General features: G+C 60.2%; 18 protein-coding genes. 9 read left to right on the top strand and 9 right to left on the bottom strand.

Annotated elements, in window-relative coordinates; genetic code table 11:
- Positions 1–45: 45 nt before the first annotated feature.
- From NW851_RS09400 to NW851_RS09380, 5 genes are all read left to right on the top strand, one after another.
- Positions 46–705 carry a potassium channel family protein gene (locus NW851_RS09400; protein ID WP_414334721.1) on the top strand — a complete coding sequence of 220 codons (660 nt, stop codon included), beginning with the start codon at positions 46–48 and terminating at the stop codon, positions 703–705.
- Between the two features lie 95 nt (positions 706–800).
- Complete coding sequence (locus tag NW851_RS09395; protein WP_414338025.1) at positions 801–2,174, top strand: TrkH family potassium uptake protein; 1,374 nt, start codon at positions 801–803, stop codon at positions 2,172–2,174.
- 65 nt (positions 2,175–2,239) lie between these two features.
- Positions 2,240–3,340, top strand: coding sequence for a phosphotransacetylase family protein (locus tag NW851_RS09390; protein ID WP_414334723.1), 1,101 nt, complete (start codon positions 2,240–2,242; stop codon positions 3,338–3,340).
- 440 nt (positions 3,341–3,780) lie between these two features.
- Complete coding sequence (locus tag NW851_RS09385; protein ID WP_414338023.1) at positions 3,781–4,284, top strand: ribonuclease H family protein; 504 nt, start codon at positions 3,781–3,783, stop codon at positions 4,282–4,284.
- A gap of 97 nt (positions 4,285–4,381) precedes the next feature.
- On the top strand, positions 4,382–6,028 hold the full coding sequence (locus NW851_RS09380; protein WP_414338021.1) for a DUF3352 domain-containing protein: 1,647 nt from the start codon (positions 4,382–4,384) through the stop codon (positions 6,026–6,028).
- A gap of 108 nt (positions 6,029–6,136) precedes the next feature.
- On the opposite strand, the gene NW851_RS09375 is transcribed toward NW851_RS09380, so the two are convergent.
- The 7 genes from NW851_RS09375 to NW851_RS09345 all read right to left on the bottom strand — a co-directional run bounded on the left by NW851_RS09375 (position 6,137) and on the right by NW851_RS09345 (position 13,724).
- Positions 6,137–6,868, bottom strand: a complete 732-nt coding sequence (locus NW851_RS09375; protein WP_414336233.1) for a response regulator — start codon at positions 6,866–6,868, stop codon at positions 6,137–6,139.
- Between the two features lie 67 nt (positions 6,869–6,935).
- The gene (locus tag NW851_RS09370; protein ID WP_414338019.1) at positions 6,936–7,715 is read right to left on the bottom strand and encodes a sensor histidine kinase; all 780 of its coding nucleotides are present in this window, start codon (positions 7,713–7,715) and stop codon (positions 6,936–6,938) included.
- Positions 7,716–7,817: 102 nt separating this feature from the next.
- Entirely contained in the window at positions 7,818–9,302 is a 1,485-nt protein-coding gene (locus NW851_RS09365) for a sensor histidine kinase (RefSeq protein WP_414338016.1), read from the bottom strand.
- Positions 9,303–9,427: 125 nt separating this feature from the next.
- Positions 9,428–10,414, bottom strand: a complete 987-nt coding sequence (locus tag NW851_RS09360; protein WP_414338013.1) for a pentapeptide repeat-containing protein — start codon at positions 10,412–10,414, stop codon at positions 9,428–9,430.
- A 246-nt stretch (positions 10,415–10,660) separates the two neighbouring features.
- Entirely contained in the window at positions 10,661–12,139 is a 1,479-nt protein-coding gene (locus NW851_RS09355) for a hypothetical protein (RefSeq protein ID WP_414335484.1), read from the bottom strand.
- Positions 12,140–12,287: 148 nt separating this feature from the next.
- A complete protein-coding gene (locus NW851_RS09350) occupies positions 12,288–13,205 on the bottom strand; it encodes a CoB--CoM heterodisulfide reductase iron-sulfur subunit B family protein (RefSeq protein ID WP_414338009.1) in 918 nt (305 codons plus the stop codon).
- A 66-nt stretch (positions 13,206–13,271) separates the two neighbouring features.
- A complete protein-coding gene (locus tag NW851_RS09345) occupies positions 13,272–13,724 on the bottom strand; it encodes a hypothetical protein (RefSeq protein ID WP_414335488.1) in 453 nt (150 codons plus the stop codon).
- A 164-nt stretch (positions 13,725–13,888) separates the two neighbouring features.
- On the opposite strand from NW851_RS09345, the gene NW851_RS09340 reads away from it, so the two are divergent.
- Positions 13,889–15,172, top strand: a complete 1,284-nt coding sequence (locus NW851_RS09340) for a D-alanyl-D-alanine carboxypeptidase (RefSeq protein WP_414338007.1) — start codon at positions 13,889–13,891, stop codon at positions 15,170–15,172.
- A 54-nt stretch (positions 15,173–15,226) separates the two neighbouring features.
- Here the strand turns inward: NW851_RS09340 and NW851_RS09335 are convergent, their stop codons facing one another.
- Positions 15,227–15,955 (bottom strand): urease accessory protein UreF, encoded by a 729-nt coding sequence (locus tag NW851_RS09335; protein ID WP_414335491.1) that lies wholly within the window; start codon positions 15,953–15,955, stop codon positions 15,227–15,229.
- Positions 15,956–15,967: 12 nt separating this feature from the next.
- Positions 15,968–16,540 carry a ribosome hibernation-promoting factor, HPF/YfiA family gene (hpf, locus tag NW851_RS09330; RefSeq protein WP_414335493.1) on the bottom strand — a complete coding sequence of 191 codons (573 nt, stop codon included), beginning with the start codon at positions 16,538–16,540 and terminating at the stop codon, positions 15,968–15,970.
- Positions 16,541–17,374: 834 nt separating this feature from the next.
- On the opposite strand from hpf, the gene NW851_RS09325 reads away from it, so the two are divergent.
- From NW851_RS09325 to NW851_RS09315, 3 genes are all read left to right on the top strand, one after another.
- Positions 17,375–18,601 carry an aminotransferase class I/II-fold pyridoxal phosphate-dependent enzyme gene (locus NW851_RS09325; RefSeq protein WP_414335499.1) on the top strand — a complete coding sequence of 409 codons (1,227 nt, stop codon included), beginning with the start codon at positions 17,375–17,377 and terminating at the stop codon, positions 18,599–18,601.
- Positions 18,602–18,679: 78 nt separating this feature from the next.
- Positions 18,680–19,486 carry a PPC domain-containing protein gene (locus NW851_RS09320; protein WP_414335495.1) on the top strand — a complete coding sequence of 269 codons (807 nt, stop codon included), beginning with the start codon at positions 18,680–18,682 and terminating at the stop codon, positions 19,484–19,486.
- Positions 19,487–19,937: 451 nt separating this feature from the next.
- The gene (locus tag NW851_RS09315; RefSeq protein WP_414335497.1) at positions 19,938–20,144 is read left to right on the top strand and encodes a hypothetical protein; all 207 of its coding nucleotides are present in this window, start codon (positions 19,938–19,940) and stop codon (positions 20,142–20,144) included.
- Positions 20,145–20,286: the final 142 nt, after the last annotated feature.

Here is a 20,286-nt window from a genome sequence, read left to right as displayed (position 1 = left end):
GCCTATGATTGGTGTTTGGTTTTGAAGTAAAGGGCAAGGGGGCGCATGGGGCGAGCGGATCGCGAGTATGCGGTGATCGGTCTGGGACGCTTCGGCACGAGTTTGGCCCTCACGCTGATGGAGCGGGGGCACAATGTTTTGGGGATCGACCGCAGCCGGGAGATCGTGCAGCGTCTGGCGGATCAACTGACGCAGGTGGTGGCTCTGGATTCCAGCGATGAGGATGCGCTGCGAGCGGTGGATATTCTCTCCTTCGACACGGTGGTGGTGGCCATCGGCAGCGATTTCGAGAGCAATTTGCTGACGACGGTGGCCCTCAAGAGCTTAGGGGTGCGCAACGTGGTTTGCAAGGCTTCGACGGAGCGGCAGCGCTCGATTCTCTTGCGGGTGGGCGCCGATCGGGTGGTGTTGCCGGAGCAGGAGGCGGGCCGGCGTCTGGCTCAGGTGTTGACGGCACCAGGGATCCTGGATCAATTGGAGCTGGAGCCGGGCTACGGCATTACCGAGCTGGAGGTGCCGGAGGCGTTGGTGGGCCATACGCTGGCGGAGTCAGACTTGCGTCGCCGCTTTGGCATCACGGTCTTGGTGGTGAAGCGAAAACAATCGTTGGTGGTCTCACCGCCAGCAGACTACCTGTTGGAGAAGGGAGATCTGCTGGTGGTGCTGGGGGCCAATACCAATATCTCGCGGCTGAACGAGATGTAAGGGGGGATCCGATGAGAGAGGGTTGTGTCCCGCCGTCGCAACCCGAGGGGGCTGGGGGCTGGGGGTCTGCCCGAGCTGCGGGAAGCCCTCGCCTGATGCTGCCTCAGTCCTCTTGGATCCCGGCCAACCGCTTGCATCGGCTCGTTTTTGGGGACAGGCGTCGCCCGCTGCCGCCGCCTCTGCGCCTGGTCGCAGGGTTGGGCCTGCTGGCGGTGGTGGGAACTTTGCTGCTGATGCTGCCGGGAATCGGGCGCGGAGATCCCTTGAGCTGGAATGAGGCGCTATTCACGGCCATGTCCGCCCTGAGCGTAACGGGGCTCTCGACGATTGTGGCGGCGGAGGATCTCACTCTGTTCGGCCAGATCGTCTTGCTGCTGTTGATCCAAATTGGCGGGGTGGGCTTCATGGTTTTGGCGGTGGTGGTGTTCCAACTGATCGGGCGGCGCATCTCCCTGCTCAACCGCTTGGCGCTGTGCAATTCGCTGGGCCTGATCGATCCGGGGGCCATTCTGGAATTGACGCGGCGGGTGTTGATCGGGGTCACCCTGATCGAGCTGGGAGGGGCCCTGCTGCTCTGGGTGCATTGGCGGGATCTCTACGGGCCAGGTCGGGCGGTTTTTCTGGCCATTTTTCACGCCGTGTCAGCTTTCTGTAATGCGGGGTTCGACCTATTTGGGCAGGAGGGGATCCCTACGGATGGCCTGTCGCTGGCGATCTTGGGCGCTCTGATTTTTATCGGCGGCTTGGGCATCCCGGTTTTGTCGGATTTGTTAACTTGGCCGCGGGGCCACCGTCCCTCTCTGCACACCCGCATCACTCTGGTTGTGGTAGTGGCCTTGCTCTGCACAGGCGGCTTGGGGATGTTCTTGGCCGAGAGTTTGCCCGAGGGATCCCTGCGGGAGCTGAACTGGCCCCGCCGCTTGGGCCTGACGTTTTTTCAATCGGTTTCGGCTCGTACCGCCGGGTTCGCCGGGATCCCCATTGAGGATTTGACCCCGGCAAGTCGGTTGTTGCTGATGGCTCTCATGTTTATCGGGGCAGCTCCGGCTTCTATGGGGGGTGGCATCACCACCGGAACCTTGGCGGTGTTGGTGCTGGCCCTGTGGGGCTATGCCCGCGGCCTGCCCAGCGCCCAGATTGCCGGGCGCAGTTTGGATCCCTCGATGGTGCGCAAGGCGGCGGCGGTGCTGACGGTTTCTCTGTTTGTGGTGCTGTTGGCGGCCTGGCTGATCTTGATTTCCCACGGCAACAGCAGGCTGGATCCGGTGTTGTTTGAAGTGATCTCCGCTTTTGCCACCTGCGGTCTCTCGACGGGGTTTACCGGGGAGCTGAACTTGTTTGGCCAACTGATCATCGTTTTGGTGATGTTCTGGGGCCGCTTGGGGGCACTGACCATCGTCTTGGCTTTGGCCCAACAGCAGCCCCGCCCGTTGGTGACCTACCCTGAAGAGTCGATCTTAATCGGTTAGCTAAGGCAGTCTTCGTTAGACTGGGTATCGGAGTTCTCTGTCTCTCGCGTTGCCAGGAGCCATCCGTGTCCAAGTTCCTTCTCATCGGTTCTACTGAGCCCTTCAGCGGCAAGTCGGCAGCCATCTTGGGTTTGGCCAAGCATTTGCAGCGGCAGGGGGTGCAAGTTACCTACAGCAAGCCGATTGGATCGTGGGCTAGAGAGGATGGCTCCCCGGAAGGGATGGATCCGGATATGCGCTTTGTAGCGGAGACGCTGCGGCTGACTCAGATGCCTCCCATGCTTCTCCAGCTCAACGAAGAGGCGTTGCTGGCTCACATCCAGCAGTCGCTGGAGAAGCTGGCCCCCGCCTGCTCCGTTGCCCCTCTGCTGGAGTTTGCCGAGGGATCCGCTGCGGATTTGATCCTGCTAGAGGGCCCCGCCGATCTCTACGAGGGAGAGTTGTTTGGCCTCTCCTTGGCCAAAATGGCCCAAGCCCTGGATGCTCAGGTACTGCTGATCAACCGCTACCACTCCCCTTTGGCGGTCGATTCTCTTCTCTTTGCCCACCGCCAACTGGGATCCCATTTGGCCGGCGTGCTGCTCAACGATGTGCCGCCCGACCAGATGGAGCCCACCAAGACCACCGTTCGACCCTTCCTGGAGGCGAAAGGGATCCCGGTTTTGGGCATTTTGCCCTCCCACCGCATTTTGCGCAGCATCAGCGTCGGCGAGCTGGCGCGGCAACTGGAGGCCGAGGTGCTCTGCTGCCCAGATCGCCTGGATTTGATGGTAGAAAACATCGCCGTGGGGGCGATGAACGTCAACTCGGCCTTGAAGTACTTCCGCAAGCTGGAGCACAAGGCGGTGATCACCGGCGGAGACCGCACCGATATTCAACTGGCCGCCCTGGAAACTTCCACCCTCTGCCTGATCTTGACCGGCAAGCTGCCTCTGGATCCCCGCATTCAATCTCGAGCAGAAGAGCTGGAAGTGCCGATCCTCTCGGTGGATCTGGACACTTTCACCACCATTAACCGCATCGAACGGGTTTTTGGCCAAATTCGCCTCCATGAGGAGGTGAAAGTCCGCTGCATCCAGGAGCTAATGTCAGCAAATTTTGACTTTTCTCGCCTCTATGCTCATTTGGGCTTGACACAACCCCTAGTGTCAGCGGCGGGCACCTAAAAAAATCATTATCAGACCTCTCTACCCCTAGTGCTTAATTAGATATTTTTCCAAAACTAAGCACTATACCTGATCAAGATGAAAATAAGCTCTGTTCTGGTGCGCTGGCTTCTAGTGTCTGATGCTTTCCAGCATCTGCAATGATTTCTGCAAAAAAACGCAGAGATCTCCCGCCGAGTTGGCCTACTCGCTGAATTGGGGGGATATCATGCGAGTATTCATCACCTCAACACACCACTCCTCCCCCAGGTTTTCTGGGGGTTTTTGTTTGCGCTGTTTTGGCAGGAGTTCCCTATCTCTATACCCTAACGGGGCTTATGCTGCTGATGGTGTGAAATAAGGCTTCGCTGACGCTGCTTCCACTAAATATCTACTAAGTAGTGGCGCTGACAGGCCTGGGGGGGTTAAGATCCAGTGTCTGTTGCGAGCAGGGATCCTGAATGATGGCCCAAGTCTCACGGATTCACAACCGTGGAGGAGCGCGCCCTAGCCGTCCGCTTGCTTGCCCCCACAGCGGCATCTTTACCGACGGGGGCTGTTCCCCCAATCCGGGGCCAGGGGGATGGGCGGTGGTGGTGGTTGAGGATGACCAAGTTGTGGAGAAGTTTTGGGGAGGGGATCCCGCCAGCACCAACAACCGCATGGAGTTGACCGGCCTCATTCGGGCTTTGCAATATTGCCACGACACCCAGAGCAACAGCATAGACACCATCTACAGCGATTCTCACCTTTGCGTACAGACCTACAACGATTGGATGGAGCGCTGGGCAGCGCAGGGGTGGCGGCGGCGCACGGGGTCGGTGGAAAACTTGGACTTGGTGCAAGAGCTGTATCAACTGAAACGGCAGTGCCCGCAGGTGCGGGTGGCCTGGATCCCAGCCCATCGGGGTCTGCGCTGGAACGAATATGTGGATGGGCTGGTCGCGCGCGCCCGATCCAAGTAACTAGTTTCTACATAATTTCGGCGGGCGGGCCTGGGATCACAGACAGCCTTCGAGTTTATCGCTTATGCTCAAGAGGACGGCTCGTTGCAGGTGTGGTATGCAGGCCCAACTTTATCGTCGCCCTCGTCCGTTCTCCCTGACATTGATGGCGGTGGGGGGCTCTTGGCTTTTGGGCTCCTGTCAGCTCAGGGCACCCCAGGTGCAGTTGCCCGGCGATGTCCTGCCGGAGACGGCGCTGGTGCCCCAGTCAGCACCCTTAGTGCTGGCCTTTTCTACCAAACCAGAAGAGGCGCTGCGCACCCACCCTGACCTTTTGGCTCAGTGGGAGAGCTGGACGGACAAAGCTTGGGCTAGCGCCGGCCAGGAGTTCTCCCGCGAGGAAATCCAGGCCTGGGCCAGGGATCAATTCACGCTGGCGGTGGTGATCCCCAATCTAGTGCCGGGGGCTGCGGAGCCGGTGCCCGGGATCCTCTTTGGAGCCAGCACCCGCAACGCCGATCTGTCCAGGCAATTCCTGGCCCAAGTGCGGCAACAGGCAGAGGCGGAAGGGGCCAACTTCGAGCAGCGCCAGGAGCAAGGGGTGACTCTCTACGTGCAAACCAATGGGGAGCCGGGCGAACGGTGGGTGACTGCGGAGTTTGGCAACCGCTTCGTGGCCCTGGCCAACGATCCCAAGGTGATGGAGCAGGCAATTGCTGTCTATCGCGGCCAGGCGGAGCCCATTAGCCGCGCCGAAGCTTTCCAAGCTGCCGTGGGCGATCTCTACCAGAAGCCGGGCGCCCTGGCCTTTGCCTACTTCAACTTCCAGGCTTTGCAGGAGGATCCCGAGTCTTTCCGAGATTGGACGCGGGACTGGGATCCGGCAGAGCTGGGATCCCTGCAGCCGCTGCGCTCTTTGGCTATGGCTGCCCACTGGCGGGAGCAGGGCCTGCAGATGCGCCTACTCACCCAACTGGATCCCCAAACTCCCCTGCTGCGCAGGTGGCAGACTGCCCGGGGCGAGCTGATCCAGCGGCTGCCCGGCAGTGCCCTGGCGGTGATCACCACCCAGCAGGTTGCCCAACGCTGGCAGGCGGTTGTGTCGGAGCTGGAAGAGGATCCCCAGGCCAAAGAGTCCCTGGATGAACTGCGGGCCGAGTTCCGCACCAACACCCGCCTGGATCTGGATCGAGACCTGATGGCTTGGCTGGATGGGGAGATAGCCTTGCTGGTGGCGCCCGATGCCCAGGCCCACCCCCTCTTGCAAGGCATGGGGGCGGCTTTGATCATCGAGAGCAGCCAAAAAGACAAAGCCAACGCGGCCCTGGCCCAGTTGGATCGGCTGGCTCAGGAGTCGGGCGCGCGAGTAACGGAAGCCGATGGCCAGGTAACCTGGGCGGATCCCTTGTTTAACCGTCCGCTTCTAACCCGTGCCTGGGAAGGCAACTACCTGATGGTTACCACCAGCACGGCGGCGCTGCAAAGCCTTGCCCAGCGCCAGGGCAATCTGCTTCCTCAAACCGAGCCGCTGAAAACCCTCTACAACCAGTTGCCCAAGCCCAACTACGGCTACTTTTTGCTGAATTGGCGAGGCCTCCGCACGGTGCTGGAAGCCGCCTTGCCAGGTGGGCTGGCCAGCGTAGAGCCGGAAGCCCGCGAGCTGCTGACCCGCATCGATGGGGTGGGGATCACCAGCTACCCCGCCGGGGAGCACGCCTTTGGGCTGGAGCTGCTGGTTACCGTTCCGCCCAAGCCACAGCCGTAAGCTCCTTCTCCCCTCTCCCAGAGGGAGAGGGGCCGGGGGTGAGGGCAGCTCCCTCTGGGAGAGGGGCCGGGGGTGAGGGCTACAACCGGATCAGGCCGTAGGTGAGGGCTACAACCGGATCAGGCCGTAGGTGAGGGCGTAGCGCACCAGCTCGGTGCGGCTGCTGGTGCCCGTCTTGTTGAGGAGGCGGGTGACGTATTTTTCCACGTTGCGCACGCTGGTTTGCAGTTGTTTGGCAATTTCTTTGTTCATCAGACCTTCTGCCACCTTCTCCAACACCTGCTGTTCCCGCGGCGTCAGCTCCACCTTAATCGGTGGGGGCAAAGGAGTTGGGGTGAGGGGCTGAGAGGGACTGGTTGGGGGGAGAGTTCGCTCCGACAGCAGGGCGCGAATCGAGGCCAGCTCGCGGGCCACCACTTCCGAGGGGCTAGCCGCGCGCGAGCGCTCAATGAGATTGGAGACAATGGCCACCAGCTCTTCCGGATCGAAGGGCTTGGGCAAGTAGGCATCGACGCCGGCCCGGTAGCCCTGGATGCGGTCGGCAGTCATGCCTTTGGCGGTGAGGAACACCACCGGCAGATGGCTGTAGGGCTCGAGTTTTCGCACTTGCGCCAAAAATTGGTAGCCGTCCATGCCCGGCATCATGATGTCGGAGATGATCAGTTGCGGTTGGGCCGTGCCGAGAAGCTGCAGAGCCTGCTGGGCGTTGGCAGCCGGGATCACCTCAAAGCCGCTGTCTTCTAGGTAGGCTTGCACTGCCTCCCGCAGACCTGGCTCGTCATCTACCAACAAGATGCGGGCCAAGGCAGGTTCGGGTTTGGCTTGAGCGGAGGGGGCCATTGGGCAGCTCCTGGATAGCTTTCAAGATTTTGGCTGGGAGAAACACCCTTGCTCACACTTTCAAGCTCTACTGGGCCGTGGGCAATCTGAGGCGAAAACAAGAGCCTTGGGGGGAGCTGTCCACGCGAAGGTCTCCTCCCATCTGGGTGGCCAAGTCGCGGCTAATGGCCAACCCCAGCCCCTGTCCTGGCTTAGAAAGATCCGCCCGAAAGAAAGGGTCAAAGATCCGCTCCAGGTTCTCGGGGTGGATGCCGGGGCCATTATCACAGACGGCGATCCACACCTCTTGGCGAGAGGAGGCGCTTGAGCCTCTCGCTTCCTCGGTGAGCTTGACCTCCACCCTGAGCTGGATGTCGCCGGGGGGCGGGGTGTACTTGCAGGAGTTGTCGATTAAGTTATCCAACACCTGGCGCAGGGCGCGGGGATCCGCCTGTACCGGCGGCAGGGAAGGGGGAAGAACGGCCTGAAAGCGATGTCCCTGTGCTTCTGCCAGAGCCTGATAGATGGGGATCCACTCCCGCAGCAGGTCGGCCAAGGCAAGTGGCCGCAGGTGGAGAGGGGCTGGGATCCCGTCCAAGCGCTCGAGCTCCGCCAGCAGATCCTGCAGATGCCTGCACTCTTGCTCAATGCTGAGGCCAATCCAATGGTTGCGATCGTCGGGGGGCAGACGCTTTTGCAACAACTTGGCCAACGTGCTCAGGGCAGTTAGAGGATTGCGCATCTCGTGGAGCAAGGTGGAGAGCTGCTGGGCAGATAGGGTGATCCCCCCGCCAGGCCTGGGATCCCCAGCTCCACAGGCAGGCTCTGGCTCTGGATGGTGTTCGGCAACTTTTCTGGCTCTCGGCATGGATCCAATCTCTAGACTCTCCCGGCGCTGGCAGATCGATCCTAGCCCCATCTCCCCTGCGATCCGCCATAAGGATATCGGGATGAGAGCGGGATCGGTGGCTCATAGCTGGCGGGGCAGGTAGATGTTGAGAATTTCCCCCCGGTGGGCGCGGTGGCGCACGGTGAGGTAGCCCCCCAAGGCGCGGAACAAGGTTTGGGTGACGGGAAGGCTGAGGCTCACTGCACCCGTATCCGGCTGCACGACCAACAGCTGCCCAATGGCTTGGGGAGATTTGGGCTCTGAGTCGGCAGCGGCGTTGCTGGCCTCAGGTGTGTTGACCTGAAACTGGAGTTTGACCAGCTCGCCAGCGCTGACCAGCTGGGCGCGAATGTGGCTGCCGGCCGGTGTGCTGCGGGCAATGCGATCCACCATGCCGAACAGCACCGCTTCCAGCGCCTTGGGATCGCTGACCACATCCGGCAGCTCGTCGGGGATCTGCAGCTCCAGTTGGGATCCCCGTCGTTTCACCTGCTCCTGCCAGCGAGGTAGGTTTTGCCGCACCAAGTCCACCAACGCAATGGGCTCTAGCTGGAGCCGACGCCCTTCGCCGGGAGTGGCAGCGGGCATCACCGTTTCCGTGGCCTGGAAGAACAGCCCGAAGCGGTTGATCTGCTCGGTACATTCGCGATCGATTTTCTCTACGTATTCCCGTACCCGTGGCGGCAGGTCGCGCCGCTTCAGAATGAGACTGACCAAGGTGCGGATGGTGCTAAGGGGGGTCTGGATCTCGTGAATGAGAGCCCGCAACAGTTCTGCCTCCGAAAGGCTGCTCTGTTGACCAGAGGACTGGCTCTGGGGAGAGGAATCTGTGGGGGAAGGGGGAGAGGAAGCTGCCGAGAGCCGCCCCTTCTTGGTGTCTTCTGGCCGGGTTGGGGGCGCAGGGGAGTTCTCCACCTCAGCTCTGGCAGGGGGCAGGCAAGCGGGCGAGGAGCCCGATTCGGCCAAGTTCCCTAACAAAAGAAGGCTGCTGAAGCGGGCCAGCACCCGCACATGCGGCTGCATCAGTGGATAGTGGATGGCCAACTCTCGCCAAGCAGCAAGCTGATCCGGCCTGCCCTGTTGAACCCGCTGCTCCAGGCTTTGCCAAGCCCGATGCACCACCTCCGGCTCAAAAGACACCATCATGCCTCTTTGCCGCGTGTGGGGGTGATACCCTTGGGCGGCCACCGCCGAAAAAACAGGGGTGAGCACCAGCAAAAAAGGCTCCTCCACCAAGGGATCCCGCGGCAGGAGAGGGATCACCGTCTGGCCAGGGGTCAGGATCGACTCCGGCGACAGATCGGGGGTAAACAGCCAGGGGGCTTCGCGGGCCGGCTCTTGCAGCTTCAGGTTGGGTTCTGGGGCGTCGATGGGCAGCGGCAGCTGGGGCAGCGGATCCCGCACCACCCAGGGGGGCCACCAAGACACCGGCCCACCGATCACCACGCCAAACCGTCCCACCTCTTGCCATAGCTGGAGCAGGGCTGCCACCGTCTGCTGCCACGAGCGCTCCCCCGCCCCCGGCAACCATTCCGGCAAAGGCAGAGCAGCCCACAAGGCTTCCATTAAAGACAGAAATCGGCGGCTGTTCACGGATCCCTTTGTCCCACCCTTCCCCTGTAGGCTAGCGGTTGTGGTGCTCCCAGGACAGCGGAAAACCTCACCTGCTCCAGGGCGGATCCCCGCCTTGCTCACCCAATCCGTCCATCCGGCAGGGTTGCCCCGCGCAAATTGGCACCGCTGAGGTTAGCCGTGCTTAGATCGGCTCGGGTCAGGATCGCGTCGCCGAGATCGGCGTTTTCCAGGTTGGTGCGCCCCAAGTAGGCGTCCACCAGGTTGGCATGCCTCAAATCGGCCCCGGCCAGATTGGCCCGACTGAGATCCGTCCGCGTCAGCTTGGCCGAGCGCAGGCAACTGGCGGAAAAATCGGCCCCGGCCAGATCTGCCTCACTCAAGTTGGCTTCTGTCAGATTCACCTGGCGCAGTATCGCCTCCTTCAAATTGGCCCGCATCATCTGCACTCCTTGCAGGTTTGCTCCTGTAAAGGCAGCCCCCCTTAGGTCGGTCTCGCTCAGGATGGCTCCCTGCAAACAGGCCTGCTGCAGATTGGCCCCTTGCAAGTTGGCCCTGAGCAGGCTGGCCTCTTTGAGATTGGCCCCGCTCAGGTCGGCCCGCGTCAAATCCGCTCCCGCCAGGTTGGCTCCGCTCAGGTCGGCGCGGCTGAGATTGGCGTTGCGCAACACCGCTCCCCGACGACTATCGAGTCGCAAGTTGGCCCCCCGCAGACAAGCCCCCCCCAAGTTGGCGCTGGTGAGGTTAGCCCAGCGCAGATCCGCATCCAGCAGATTGGCATCCAGCAGCAGGGCCAGGGTCAGGTTGGCCCCATGCAAATCTGCCCCCTGCAAAGTGGCGCCGTGCAACTGAGCATCTCTGAGATCCGCCTCGCTCAAGTCCGCCTGGCTGAGGTTGGCCCCACCGAGGTTAGCCCCAACAAGGTTGGCCTTCTGCAGCTTGGCCCGCCCCAAAAAAGCAAAAATCAAATTGGCACTGCGCAGGTTGGCTTGCGAGAGATCCACCCCGATTAAATCGGCCCGGCTTAGATCCAGGGCGGCTAGGTTTTCGCCCGCAAAGTTAGTGCGTCCTGCCCGGTAGAGGCGGAGCAGCTCCTTGGCATCCATAGGTAGAGAGGGGGAGCTCAGATGAAGCAGTGAGGGGGGATCTAACTGGTGGCCATTCTAGAAGAAAATCACGACGTTTCCCTACCGCTCTGCGCCGCCCTCACCCCAGCCCCTCTCCCAGCCCTCACCCCCAGCCCCTCTCCCAAAGGGAGAGGGGAGTTAGAGCGGCGCGTTGGCGACAGCGTATGGAATTCGAAGGCGATGGCTATGAGTGCTAGACGGGATCCCCAAACAGGGGGTTGGCTCTCAAACCAGTCCGAACAGACGGCGCTCTGCCTCTTCCATACGTTCCAACAGAGCAGCAAATTTCGTAGAGATCTCCTCCACTTCCTGCAAAAAGGCGCGCAACGCCTGGTACTTGAGAACCAAGGCTTCTTCCAGGCTACAGGTTGGGAACTGCTCATCCAACGCCTGGCCCAACTCGCTCAGGGCCTGTTCGATAGCCGCTTTAACCGAGCTGACGCTGCGCCGCACCAGACGCATCACCTCCTGCTCTAGCTGCGGCTTTTGCCGAGTTAGCTCGCTGCTGGCCAACACCTGTCTCAGGGAAGCATAGGGATCCACCAGCTCGCCAGGCACTTCCGGCAGAGCGTGTTCTCCACCGCCGCCGCGAAGGGGCTGCACCAGGCGCCACTCCGATTGCTCCAGCTTTTTCAAAATCCCCCTGAACATCGCGGCGGATCCCTCGACATCCCTCAAGAAGCCGCGCAACACCTGGTGTTTGAGCGTCAGATATTGGGCGGGATCCTCATCCTGTAGTCCTTCGTCCAGAGCATTGCCCAACTCGCTCAGGGTGTTCTCGATGGCCACCATCAGGGATCCGGCGCTGCGATGGAGCAGTTGGCGGCAGGACTCTGGGATCGCCTGTCGGAGGTCAGAAGAGGGGTTGGGCGATGTTGCCAGAGCTGTAAAAGCCGGAGACCCTATAGAGGGATCCTCCCCATCCTCGACCCAAGTCATGGGAGCGCCAACAGCATCTTCTGTATCGAGCCAATCGAGAGCGACAGAGGCGGGCTCGGCAGCTAACCCTCCACCAGCGGCGGTTTCTGGGGGCACGGAAACGTAAAGAGGCTTCAGCATCTGCAGCACGGCATTGGCAGCTTGGCCATCCTGATCAGGCTCCTGCGACTGTTGCACCGCCTCCTTCAGCCGAGTTTCCAGCTCTTGGGGGGAATTGCAGGCCCTATAAAGGGCTGTGAGCAGCTCATCCAGGCTGTAGCGCCGTAGGGCCGCCAACCCCTGCAGAGTGGGCTCTACTTTGTGGTACAAAGCCGTGAACAGAACCAGCTTGACCCGCAAAGGGCTGGCTTGCCGCATCACCCCTGCCCGCAACTCGAAGGGATCGTAGTCTTGCTTTTGCAGTTGCAAACCCCCGTACTTCAAAGACAAGACAGGCGAGGGCTGAGCCCAAACCGATGGATCTGCTTGCGGCTGTTGATACAAAGGCTCCAGCTTGCTCAGCAGCATCTTGGCGATGCGGGCATACTCGGCTTTTTTGTTGATGCGGCTGATGGCATCTCGAAAGCGCTGGCCCAGAGCATCAAGGGTTGCGTGCTCACGGCAGAGCTGCTCCAGGAGTGCCTTCAGGTCTATTTGGCTCAACTTGCCGACATCGCCTTCCCAGGTGCTGGTGCAGGCAAAGTAAACCAGCTTTTTGACTCGGTCTGCGTACCCGCCCCGCTGCACTTCTTGCACGACAAGGCCCAGGGGATCCGAGACTACCATAGGGAGCTGCCAAGCAGGAGTATGCCGAATCTAAGCTTACGAGGGTCTTTGCGGTTTTTGAACAGGGCTGGGTATCTTGCTGGGCAGAATAGCATATCCTTCCCAGGCAGAACCCACCTGATGTTTGCCCAGGGATCCCCCCTGGAGTTTAGCGGCCTAGTTTTTGCAAGACCCTTTCCGCCTGCACCACATGGCGGTTCAATCCCAGGTTTTCCGCCGGGATCCCCAGGGCCAGGCCCACCAATTGCGGCACATGCAGGATCGGGATTCCCAGCTTGCGCCCGATCACCTGCTCCACCTCCGGCTGGCGCGAGTCCAAATTGAGGTGACACAGGGGGCAAGGGGTAACCACACAATCGGCCCCCGCCTCGATTGCTTCGAGGAGGTGCCGGCCTGCCATCGAGAAAGACTGCTGCGGGGCATAGCTGGAAAGGGGCCAACCGCAACACTGGGTGCGCCCGCGATACCAAACAGGGGTGGCCCCCAAATGCTCGAAGAGATCCTCCAGCAAACGGGGATCCCGCGCCACGTCAAAGCGGGAGATATCGTAGGCCCGCAACAGATAACACCCGTAGAAGGCGGCGCAGCGCAGCCCCCACAGAGGCCGTTTCACCTGTCGGGCCAATCGCTCCAGGCCGTAGTCATGAACCAGCACCCACAGCAAATGGCGCACATCGCCGGTGCCTTCGTAGCAGCTCTCACAGCTTCCTTGCTGGCACAGGGTTTGCACCCGGTGAAAGTACTCAGGATCCGCGGTTTTCGCAGCTTTCAACTTTTCATTCACGCGGCCCAACACCCCCTGGCAAGTGCTGCAGTGGGTGAGCATCGGCAACCCCAATGCCTCTGCCAAAGCCAGGTTGCGGGCATTCACCGTATCTTCCAGCAGCTCCGATTCTTCCTTGAAGGTGCCGGAACCACAGCAGGAAGCTGCCTCCAGCTCCACCAGTTCGATGCCCAAATGCCGCGCGATCCGGTTGGTAGAGTCGTACAGCTCGCGACAAGCCCCCTGGGCCACACAGCCGGGGTAGTAGGCGTAGCGCCAGGATGAAGGGAGGGCCGCAGTCATGAGAAGAAGCGAAAGAGCACTGGGTTTGCGATTGAGATGGGGGCTCTGGTGAACAGAGGCTAGCGCCTATTCCCCTTCAGGGGGCGCTGCTGTCTTGGCATCCCAAGCAGCCTCTGCCCCGTAAGAGTCGATATCAATGGCCTGGGAGCCCCCCATAGCCAACAGGGCCAGTAGGGATCCCAACTGCCACCACACCAAGCCTGCCGTACTCAGCACCAGGATTCCACCCACCCAACTGGCCAGAGTCAGAGACAGGCCAAAGACGTTCAAACACGCCACCACAAAACCAAGGGTAAACAAACAGCAGAGACCGTAGGTGAGGATCACCCCAGGAGTCCGGTAGCGAATTGTTGCCTGGCTATCTCGGTTGAGCTGCCAAAGGGCTACCTGGTATTCCAGCTTATCTTTGAAAATGATGCCGAAGATAAGAGCAAAAAAGCTAAGCAGGGCAATGGCGGAGTAAATGGGGGGATTAACAAAAGAACTGGAGAAGTTGCCGCCAGCGTAAAGGGGTTCCATGGGCCTCACCTCGGTTCGGGATCCAGGCTTTTAGCTTAACATTTCTTAGTACTAAAGATATCTAGGCTGCAACGAAGATTTGCCAAGGCGGTTCGGATGGCACTAGAGTAGCGTCAAGTCTTGCCAGCCCGTCGTCTTTTGCAAGTGTCTTGGGTGAGGTCATCATGCCGCTTATCCCACAGGGGTTGCGCCCCCATTGTCATCTCCTCCGGGCAGGGATCCCGTTGGTTGGTGCTTTGGCTTTGGGGGCCTGCTGGAGCAACCGCATAGGTGCCGAGTTGCCCACATCGGCTCAGAATCCTTTTCCCCCCATCCCCACCCCACCACCACCCCTGCCTTCCCCCAGTGGGACTCCGGGCCTTCCCCCCTGGTGGCCCCGCGCACAATCGCCGGGGTGGAAAGATTCTCCCTATGCGGGGGTCTTGTCTGGCTTTTTGCAGGGATTGGCGGCCCAAGGGGGAGCGCTCTCACAACAGGGGATCCTGCTGTGGACGCCGCAGGGGGAGCTGTTGGCGGAGCACCTGCTGGATCGGCCTTTGCCGGTGGGGGCCTTGGATCAGTTGGCCATCAGCTTGATGGCTCTGGAGACTTGGGGCTACGAGCATCGCTTTGAAACCCGGTTCTACACCACAGGCCATCGGTCAGGCCACCGCCTGACGGGAGATTTGATCCTCGTGGGCAGCGGGGATCCCTATTTCACAGAGGCAAATGTGGCCGAGCTGGCCCGTCACTTACACAGCCTTGGGATTCGCCAGATCGACGGGGATGTGAAGGTGGTGCCCCCCTTCCGTTTGCTGGGCCAGCCCGATCCTGTGGCCGGCGCCCGGCGTCTGGCAGAGCTTCTCAGCGGTACCCAACAGCCCCATCCGGTTGCCATTGGCGGCTCTGTGTCGCTCCTGAGGGATTGGCCTGCAGATGCCCATTGCCTGGCCGTCTACACCTCGCTGCGCCTGGGATCCCTGCTGCAACTCCTCAACGGCAGCAACGACCGGGCCATGGCAGAAGCCCTGTTGGCGGAGCTGGGGGGCAAAACGGCCCTGCTGGAGTACCTGCGGCAGCGATTGGTGGCTCAGCCCATTGCCCGCCTGGATCCCCAAATGGCCCCTGCTGAGCAAGACATCCGCCTTGGAGAAGGAGGGCAAGCACTGTACCTCTCCCCTCGCGCCCTAGCTCATCTCTGGGAACACCTGCTGGATCTCACAGATGGGGATCCGACTCGGATCCTGCCCAGAGCAGGCATCGGCCACAGCACCCTGAGGGCGCGCACCTTGCCCCCAGGTACGACTGCCCAGGTGGGATCCGCTGCGGAGCGGCTGATGCTGATGGGGCAGTTGCCCAATGGCCACAACTTCATCTTGCTCAACCACAGTCCCGATCTGGGCGTTTTGCGCCGGCAACAGGATCAGTTCCTGCAGCAGGTGCTGGCCGTTGGGGAGCCTCTCCGCTGAACTGTGCCCCGCCCTCACCCCCAGCCCCTCTCCCAGAGGGAGAGGGGACAGCATTCAGGACTGAAAAAGGCGGGAATAGAGCTGCTGGTGGGCTTGGCAATCGCGCTCGTTGAGGGGGGCGAAGCTGCTCAGGGCAGGCCAATTGAGAGCAGGATCCCGCCGGACAACCGGCAGGATCTCCTGCTGCACCACGGTCTCAATCGGCTCATACAATTGGGCCAGCAGACTTTGCCCCTCGCTATGCCCCAAAGGCACCAAGCGCACCGCCGCCGAGACCCACCCGGTGAGGGAGGCAAACAAAAAGGCCCGTAGGGTATCTTCCAGCCCAATGCCTGCCTGAGCACAGATCCAGCCGAAGGCCAAGGGATGATGCCACGGCTCCCCCACTGCTTGGGGGACGGAGATTCCCCAGGTGCGTTCTGCCAGTTGAGTCAAACGCTTCCCCAGATCCAAGCTGGCTTGCCGCGGCTCCGCCGCCCAACGGGTGGCTTGCAATTGCCGCTGCAGCTTCTCTACTCCCGACGGGGATCCCGCTTGCGCCAAACGGTGGGCCAGGGCACAGGCTCTGCCCTCAATGGGGGCCAAGCTCATGTGCAAAACCCCCAGCAGATACTGCTGCACCCCGACCCGATCCCGAAGTTGACCCGCCTGAACCGCCGTTTCCAAACCCCACGAGTGGCAATAACCACCAATCGGCAGGGCAGAATCGGTAAGCTGCAGCAAAAGATAGAAAGCGTTGCTCGATCCCCGCGAAGCAAGTTGGGAGAAAGGTTCGCCGCGCATCTTCACGAAGCTTTAGCGGGGGCGGATCAGGCCGTAGCCGCCGTGGTTGCGGACGTAGATGACGTTGATCTCGCCGTTTTCGATATTGCGGAAAACATAGAAGTCGTGATCCACCAGCTCCAACTGGTGCAGCGCTTCTTGAACTGACATGGGAGGCATGGCGAAGTATTTGGTGCGCACCACCTCAGCCGGCAACTCCGGCTGCCGTTCGGTATTAAGCGGATCGGTAACAGGCTGCTGGGACACCGCCCAAGAGGTTTTGGGGGCGTGGCGGGTGCGGTGCACGCCATTGCGTTCTTTGTATTTGCGCAGCTTGCGGGCCAGCTTGTCGGCCACACGATCGATGCTGGCATAGAGATTTTCGCTGCTTTCTTCCGCCCGGATAACGGTGCCATTGGCGTAGACGGTCACTTCGGCAGATTGGCTGGCACTGATACGGGGGTTGCGGGCTACCGATAGATTGACATCAACCTCACTGGTGATCTGGGCAAAATGGCTGACAGCACGCTCAATTTTTTCTTGAACGTAGCTGCGGATGGCGTCGGTAATCTCGACGTTCTTCCCTTGGATCACAAGCTTAGTCATGGAGACTCTCCCAGTTGTATCGGTTTACGCCTAAAGTTAGCGCCTTACCCTCGCAAAGGATCCCTAGAAAACAGCCCCCACCTCAGGCATGATCGCGGCCCGGCAACTTGCGAAAAGGGGCCATGCAAGCGGCACTAACCTCTTGGGTTAAGTCTAAGTTAACACCTCCCCTCGGGTTCCCGACCAGGAGTTAAGAATAAATTTAGGCTGTCTTAACTCTTGATGGCTCGCACACCAGTGCGATTGCTCGGGCAAAGAGGGATCCCTAGAATTCAGAACCCTAAGTTAAGTTAGGTGGAGAAGGTATGAAGCAAAGGGCTGGAGAGAGCAATCTTGCCGGCGAAACTTGAAATACTTTCTTTTGCTAACACTTGAATTCGACTCTGCGGATCGGAGAGGTGAAGGATAGATGGGTAAAACTCTCCCAACAACACTCGCTATTGTCAATACCTAAAAGAGGGAGCCGAGTTGTTCAAGGAAACTCCCATGCAGTCGAGAAAAGCAGCGGCTGCTGAACCGGCACCTTCCCCCAGTCCGAATATCCCTCTATTCTTCCCGTCAATATCCCTCTATTGGGTCATTATACAACCTGGTGTGGGCCGCAGCGGCAGGGGACGCTTTGTCTGGCCGGGGCAGAAACTGACAGAGAAGATGAAGAAGTGCTAACTGAAATTAAGGTTTTTATCAAGATAGAGTTTCTGTGAAGCCATCGTTCCCAGAAGTAGCAGGTCTGAGAAGCTGTTTTTGGCCTCTGGGTTGGTGGCCGGTTCTGCTAGGGTTAAGGCCGGTTTGTGGGCAAGAAGTGGGGTGAACTCGGTGGGCAAAGGGATCCCGTTGCAGGCGGCGGCGCTGTTGGACAGAGCAGAAGCGGCTCTGCAGGAGCGGTTTCAGGCGATGGACCAGGTTCTCAGGGAGAACCTGGCGCGGGTGTTGCGGGCCTTCCACGACCAGCAGGTGGGATCCCACCACTTTGCCGGCGTATCGGGCTACGGCCACGACGACCGGGGGCGAGAGGTGTTGGATCGGGTGTTTGCCCAGATCATGGGCTGTGAGGCGGCGCTGGTGCGGCTGCAGATGGTCTCCGGCACCCATGCCATTGCCTGTGCTTTGTTCGGGGTGCTGCGCCCGGGGGATGAGCTGTTGGCCATCACCGGCCCCCCCTACGACACTCTGGAGGAGGTGATCGGCCTGCGGGGATCGGGGCGGGGATCCCTGCGGGAGTTCGGCGTTACCTATCGCCAGTTGGATCTGCGGAAGGGCGATGTCGATTGGCAGGCTCTGAAAACCGCTCTCAGACCGCAAACCCGCCTGGTGCACATCCAGCGCTCCTGTGGCTACAGTTGGCGGCCCAGCTTCTCCATTGCCCAGATTGCCGAGATGATCCAGATCGTCAAAGCACAAAACCCGGAGGTGGTGGTCTTGGTGGACAATTGCTATGGCGAGTTTGTGGAAACCCAAGAGCCAACCCATGTGGGCGCCGATCTGATCGCCGGATCCCTGATCAAAAATCCAGGCGGCACCCTCGTCCCAGCGGGGGGCTATGTGGCGGGGCGGGCCGAGCTGGTGGAGCAGGCTGCCTGCCGGCTGACGGCGCCGGGGATCGGCTCGGAAGGCGGGGCCACCTTCGATCTCAACCGGCTCCTGTTTCAAGGGTTGTTTTTGGCCCCGCAGATGGTGGCCGAAGCGGTCAAGATTGCCCACCTGGCCGCCCAGGTGTTTCACGATCTGGGCTACCCGGTCTCGCCTCTGCCACAAGCGCCCCGCACCGACATCATTCAGGCCATTCAACTGGGATCCCCGCAGAAGTTGCAGGCTTTTTGCCGCGCCATTCAAAGCAGCTCGCCGGTGGATTCCTACCTCACCCCGATCCCAGAAGTGATGCCCGGCTATGCCGATCCGGTGGTGATGGCGGCAGGCACTTTTGTTGCGGGCAGCAGTGCTGAGCTCTCTGCCGACGGGCCGATGCGGGATCCCTACACCGTCTATTTGCAGGGGGGAACCCATCTTGGCCACGGGCGGCTGGCCCTGGAAGCCGTCTTACAAGCTTGGGATTCCCTGTGAAGTTACCCACCCGCCCCGGCAAACCAATGGATAAAATTGAGGCGTGGTTTTGGCTCATAGGGGCGGGGAGTCTTGTCGATGTTGAGCTTGTGTCGTTCTTTCGCACTTCCCCGCCGCTGGGGATCCTGTTTGGCCCTGAGTCTGGTGGCGCTGGGGCTGTCCAGCAGTTGTCGGTGGTTGGATCTGCTGCAAGAGAGGAGCGCGCAGGTGGGATCCTCCCTTGCTTCTTCTCCCCTGTGGAGAGATGGCCGAACCCTGGCGGGAACCCTCAGCCCTGAAGATCTGAGCAACCCTCAGGATGGCAGCTTTTGGGATGAGATTTCGATTACATCTCAGCCGGGGCAGATCCTGATTGCGGCCCTGGAGAGCGAAGATTTCGATGCTTACCTGGAGCTGGTGGATGGCCAAGGACGGGTGATCGGCTTTGACGATGACTCCGGCCCAGATATAAATGCCTTGTTGGCGGTGCGTCTGCCAGAGGGCGGCACCTACACCCTGCGAGCCACCAGCTTTGAGCCAGAATCCACCGGCAACTACCGGCTGACCTATGTCCTCACCCAGATCGATTGGCAGCAAACTCCATCAGGCCGTCTGCAGGAGGGATCCCTGCAGCACCCCGAGGATGGCAGTTGGATGGACGAATATCCCATTGCCGCTCGCGCCGGCCAGATCCTGATCGCCTCCCTAACCAGCGCCGACTTCGATGCTTTTTTGCAACTGTTGGATCCCAGCGGAGAAGTCGTGGCTTGGGATGACGACCAAGGCGGCGGAACCGATGCTCTGATGATTGCCTTTCTGCCCCGCACCGGCACCTATACCCTGCGGGCCAACACCTATGGGCCAGGAGAAAAAGGGGCTTATGAGCTGCAGTACACCTTACGCTAGCACCCAGGCTCGTCAAGGTTCTTCCTCTTCTGGTGAAGGAGAGCGGGCAGCCTTTACCTTAAGGCCGATAGGGTGATGACCAGATTTTGACGGGAATCGTTATTTTTTCTATAGTTATGCTAAGTAGCGGTGAAAACCTTGCGAATTTTGCGCTCCCCTCTCCCGCTCCAAAGGGGAGGCTACTCATCTATGGCGGTGCAGGGCGCTGCGGAGATGTTTTAGACCGGCTTGAAATGGCTATGGCTAAGGTTAGCAACCTCTGGTTTTCTTCAAGCTTTCTGAACAAGGATGGTCGGCACTTACTGAGGTTTATGGGAAAGCATGACATCTTATCCTAAGTTGTGACGGAGCTGAAATATTGCTCTCACAGGTGAGGTCTTTTTTCTAGAATCAGGTCAATGGCCTAGACCATTCTTTTGCAGCTAGCCCCTATCCCCACAAAATGGATGCCATGACTCCTGAAATGGTACGCCAGTTTTGGTCTTTGGTCAGCGAGATTGGCAGGCCAGATTGGCTCACAAAACGCGATGACGACTTGGTGAATCTGCTTCTGAGCGCCTGCCAGAGAAAACATGTCCTCAGCAGTGTCGATGCCTCGGTGCTCAATCGCTACATCAGCATTCGCTTGCCCTTGATTCGCGATATCCTCGTTGAGTGAACGACTCCCGGCACTCATCTTCGTTGAGTAAACACAATTCACAAATACAGTGCGGGGCTTCCCGCCGATTAAGCTAAACCGAGAGAGGACAAGGCTTTCCCAATCATGCTGACCGCACAAATCACCTTGCTGGTCTATGGAG

The organism is Synechococcus sp. H55.7, assembly GCF_047462395.1.
Classification (GTDB): Bacteria; Cyanobacteriota; Cyanobacteriia; order Thermostichales; family Thermostichaceae; genus Thermostichus.
The sequence above is the reverse complement of the archived record's forward strand: the minus strand, read 5'-3'. Positions and strand labels throughout refer to the sequence as shown.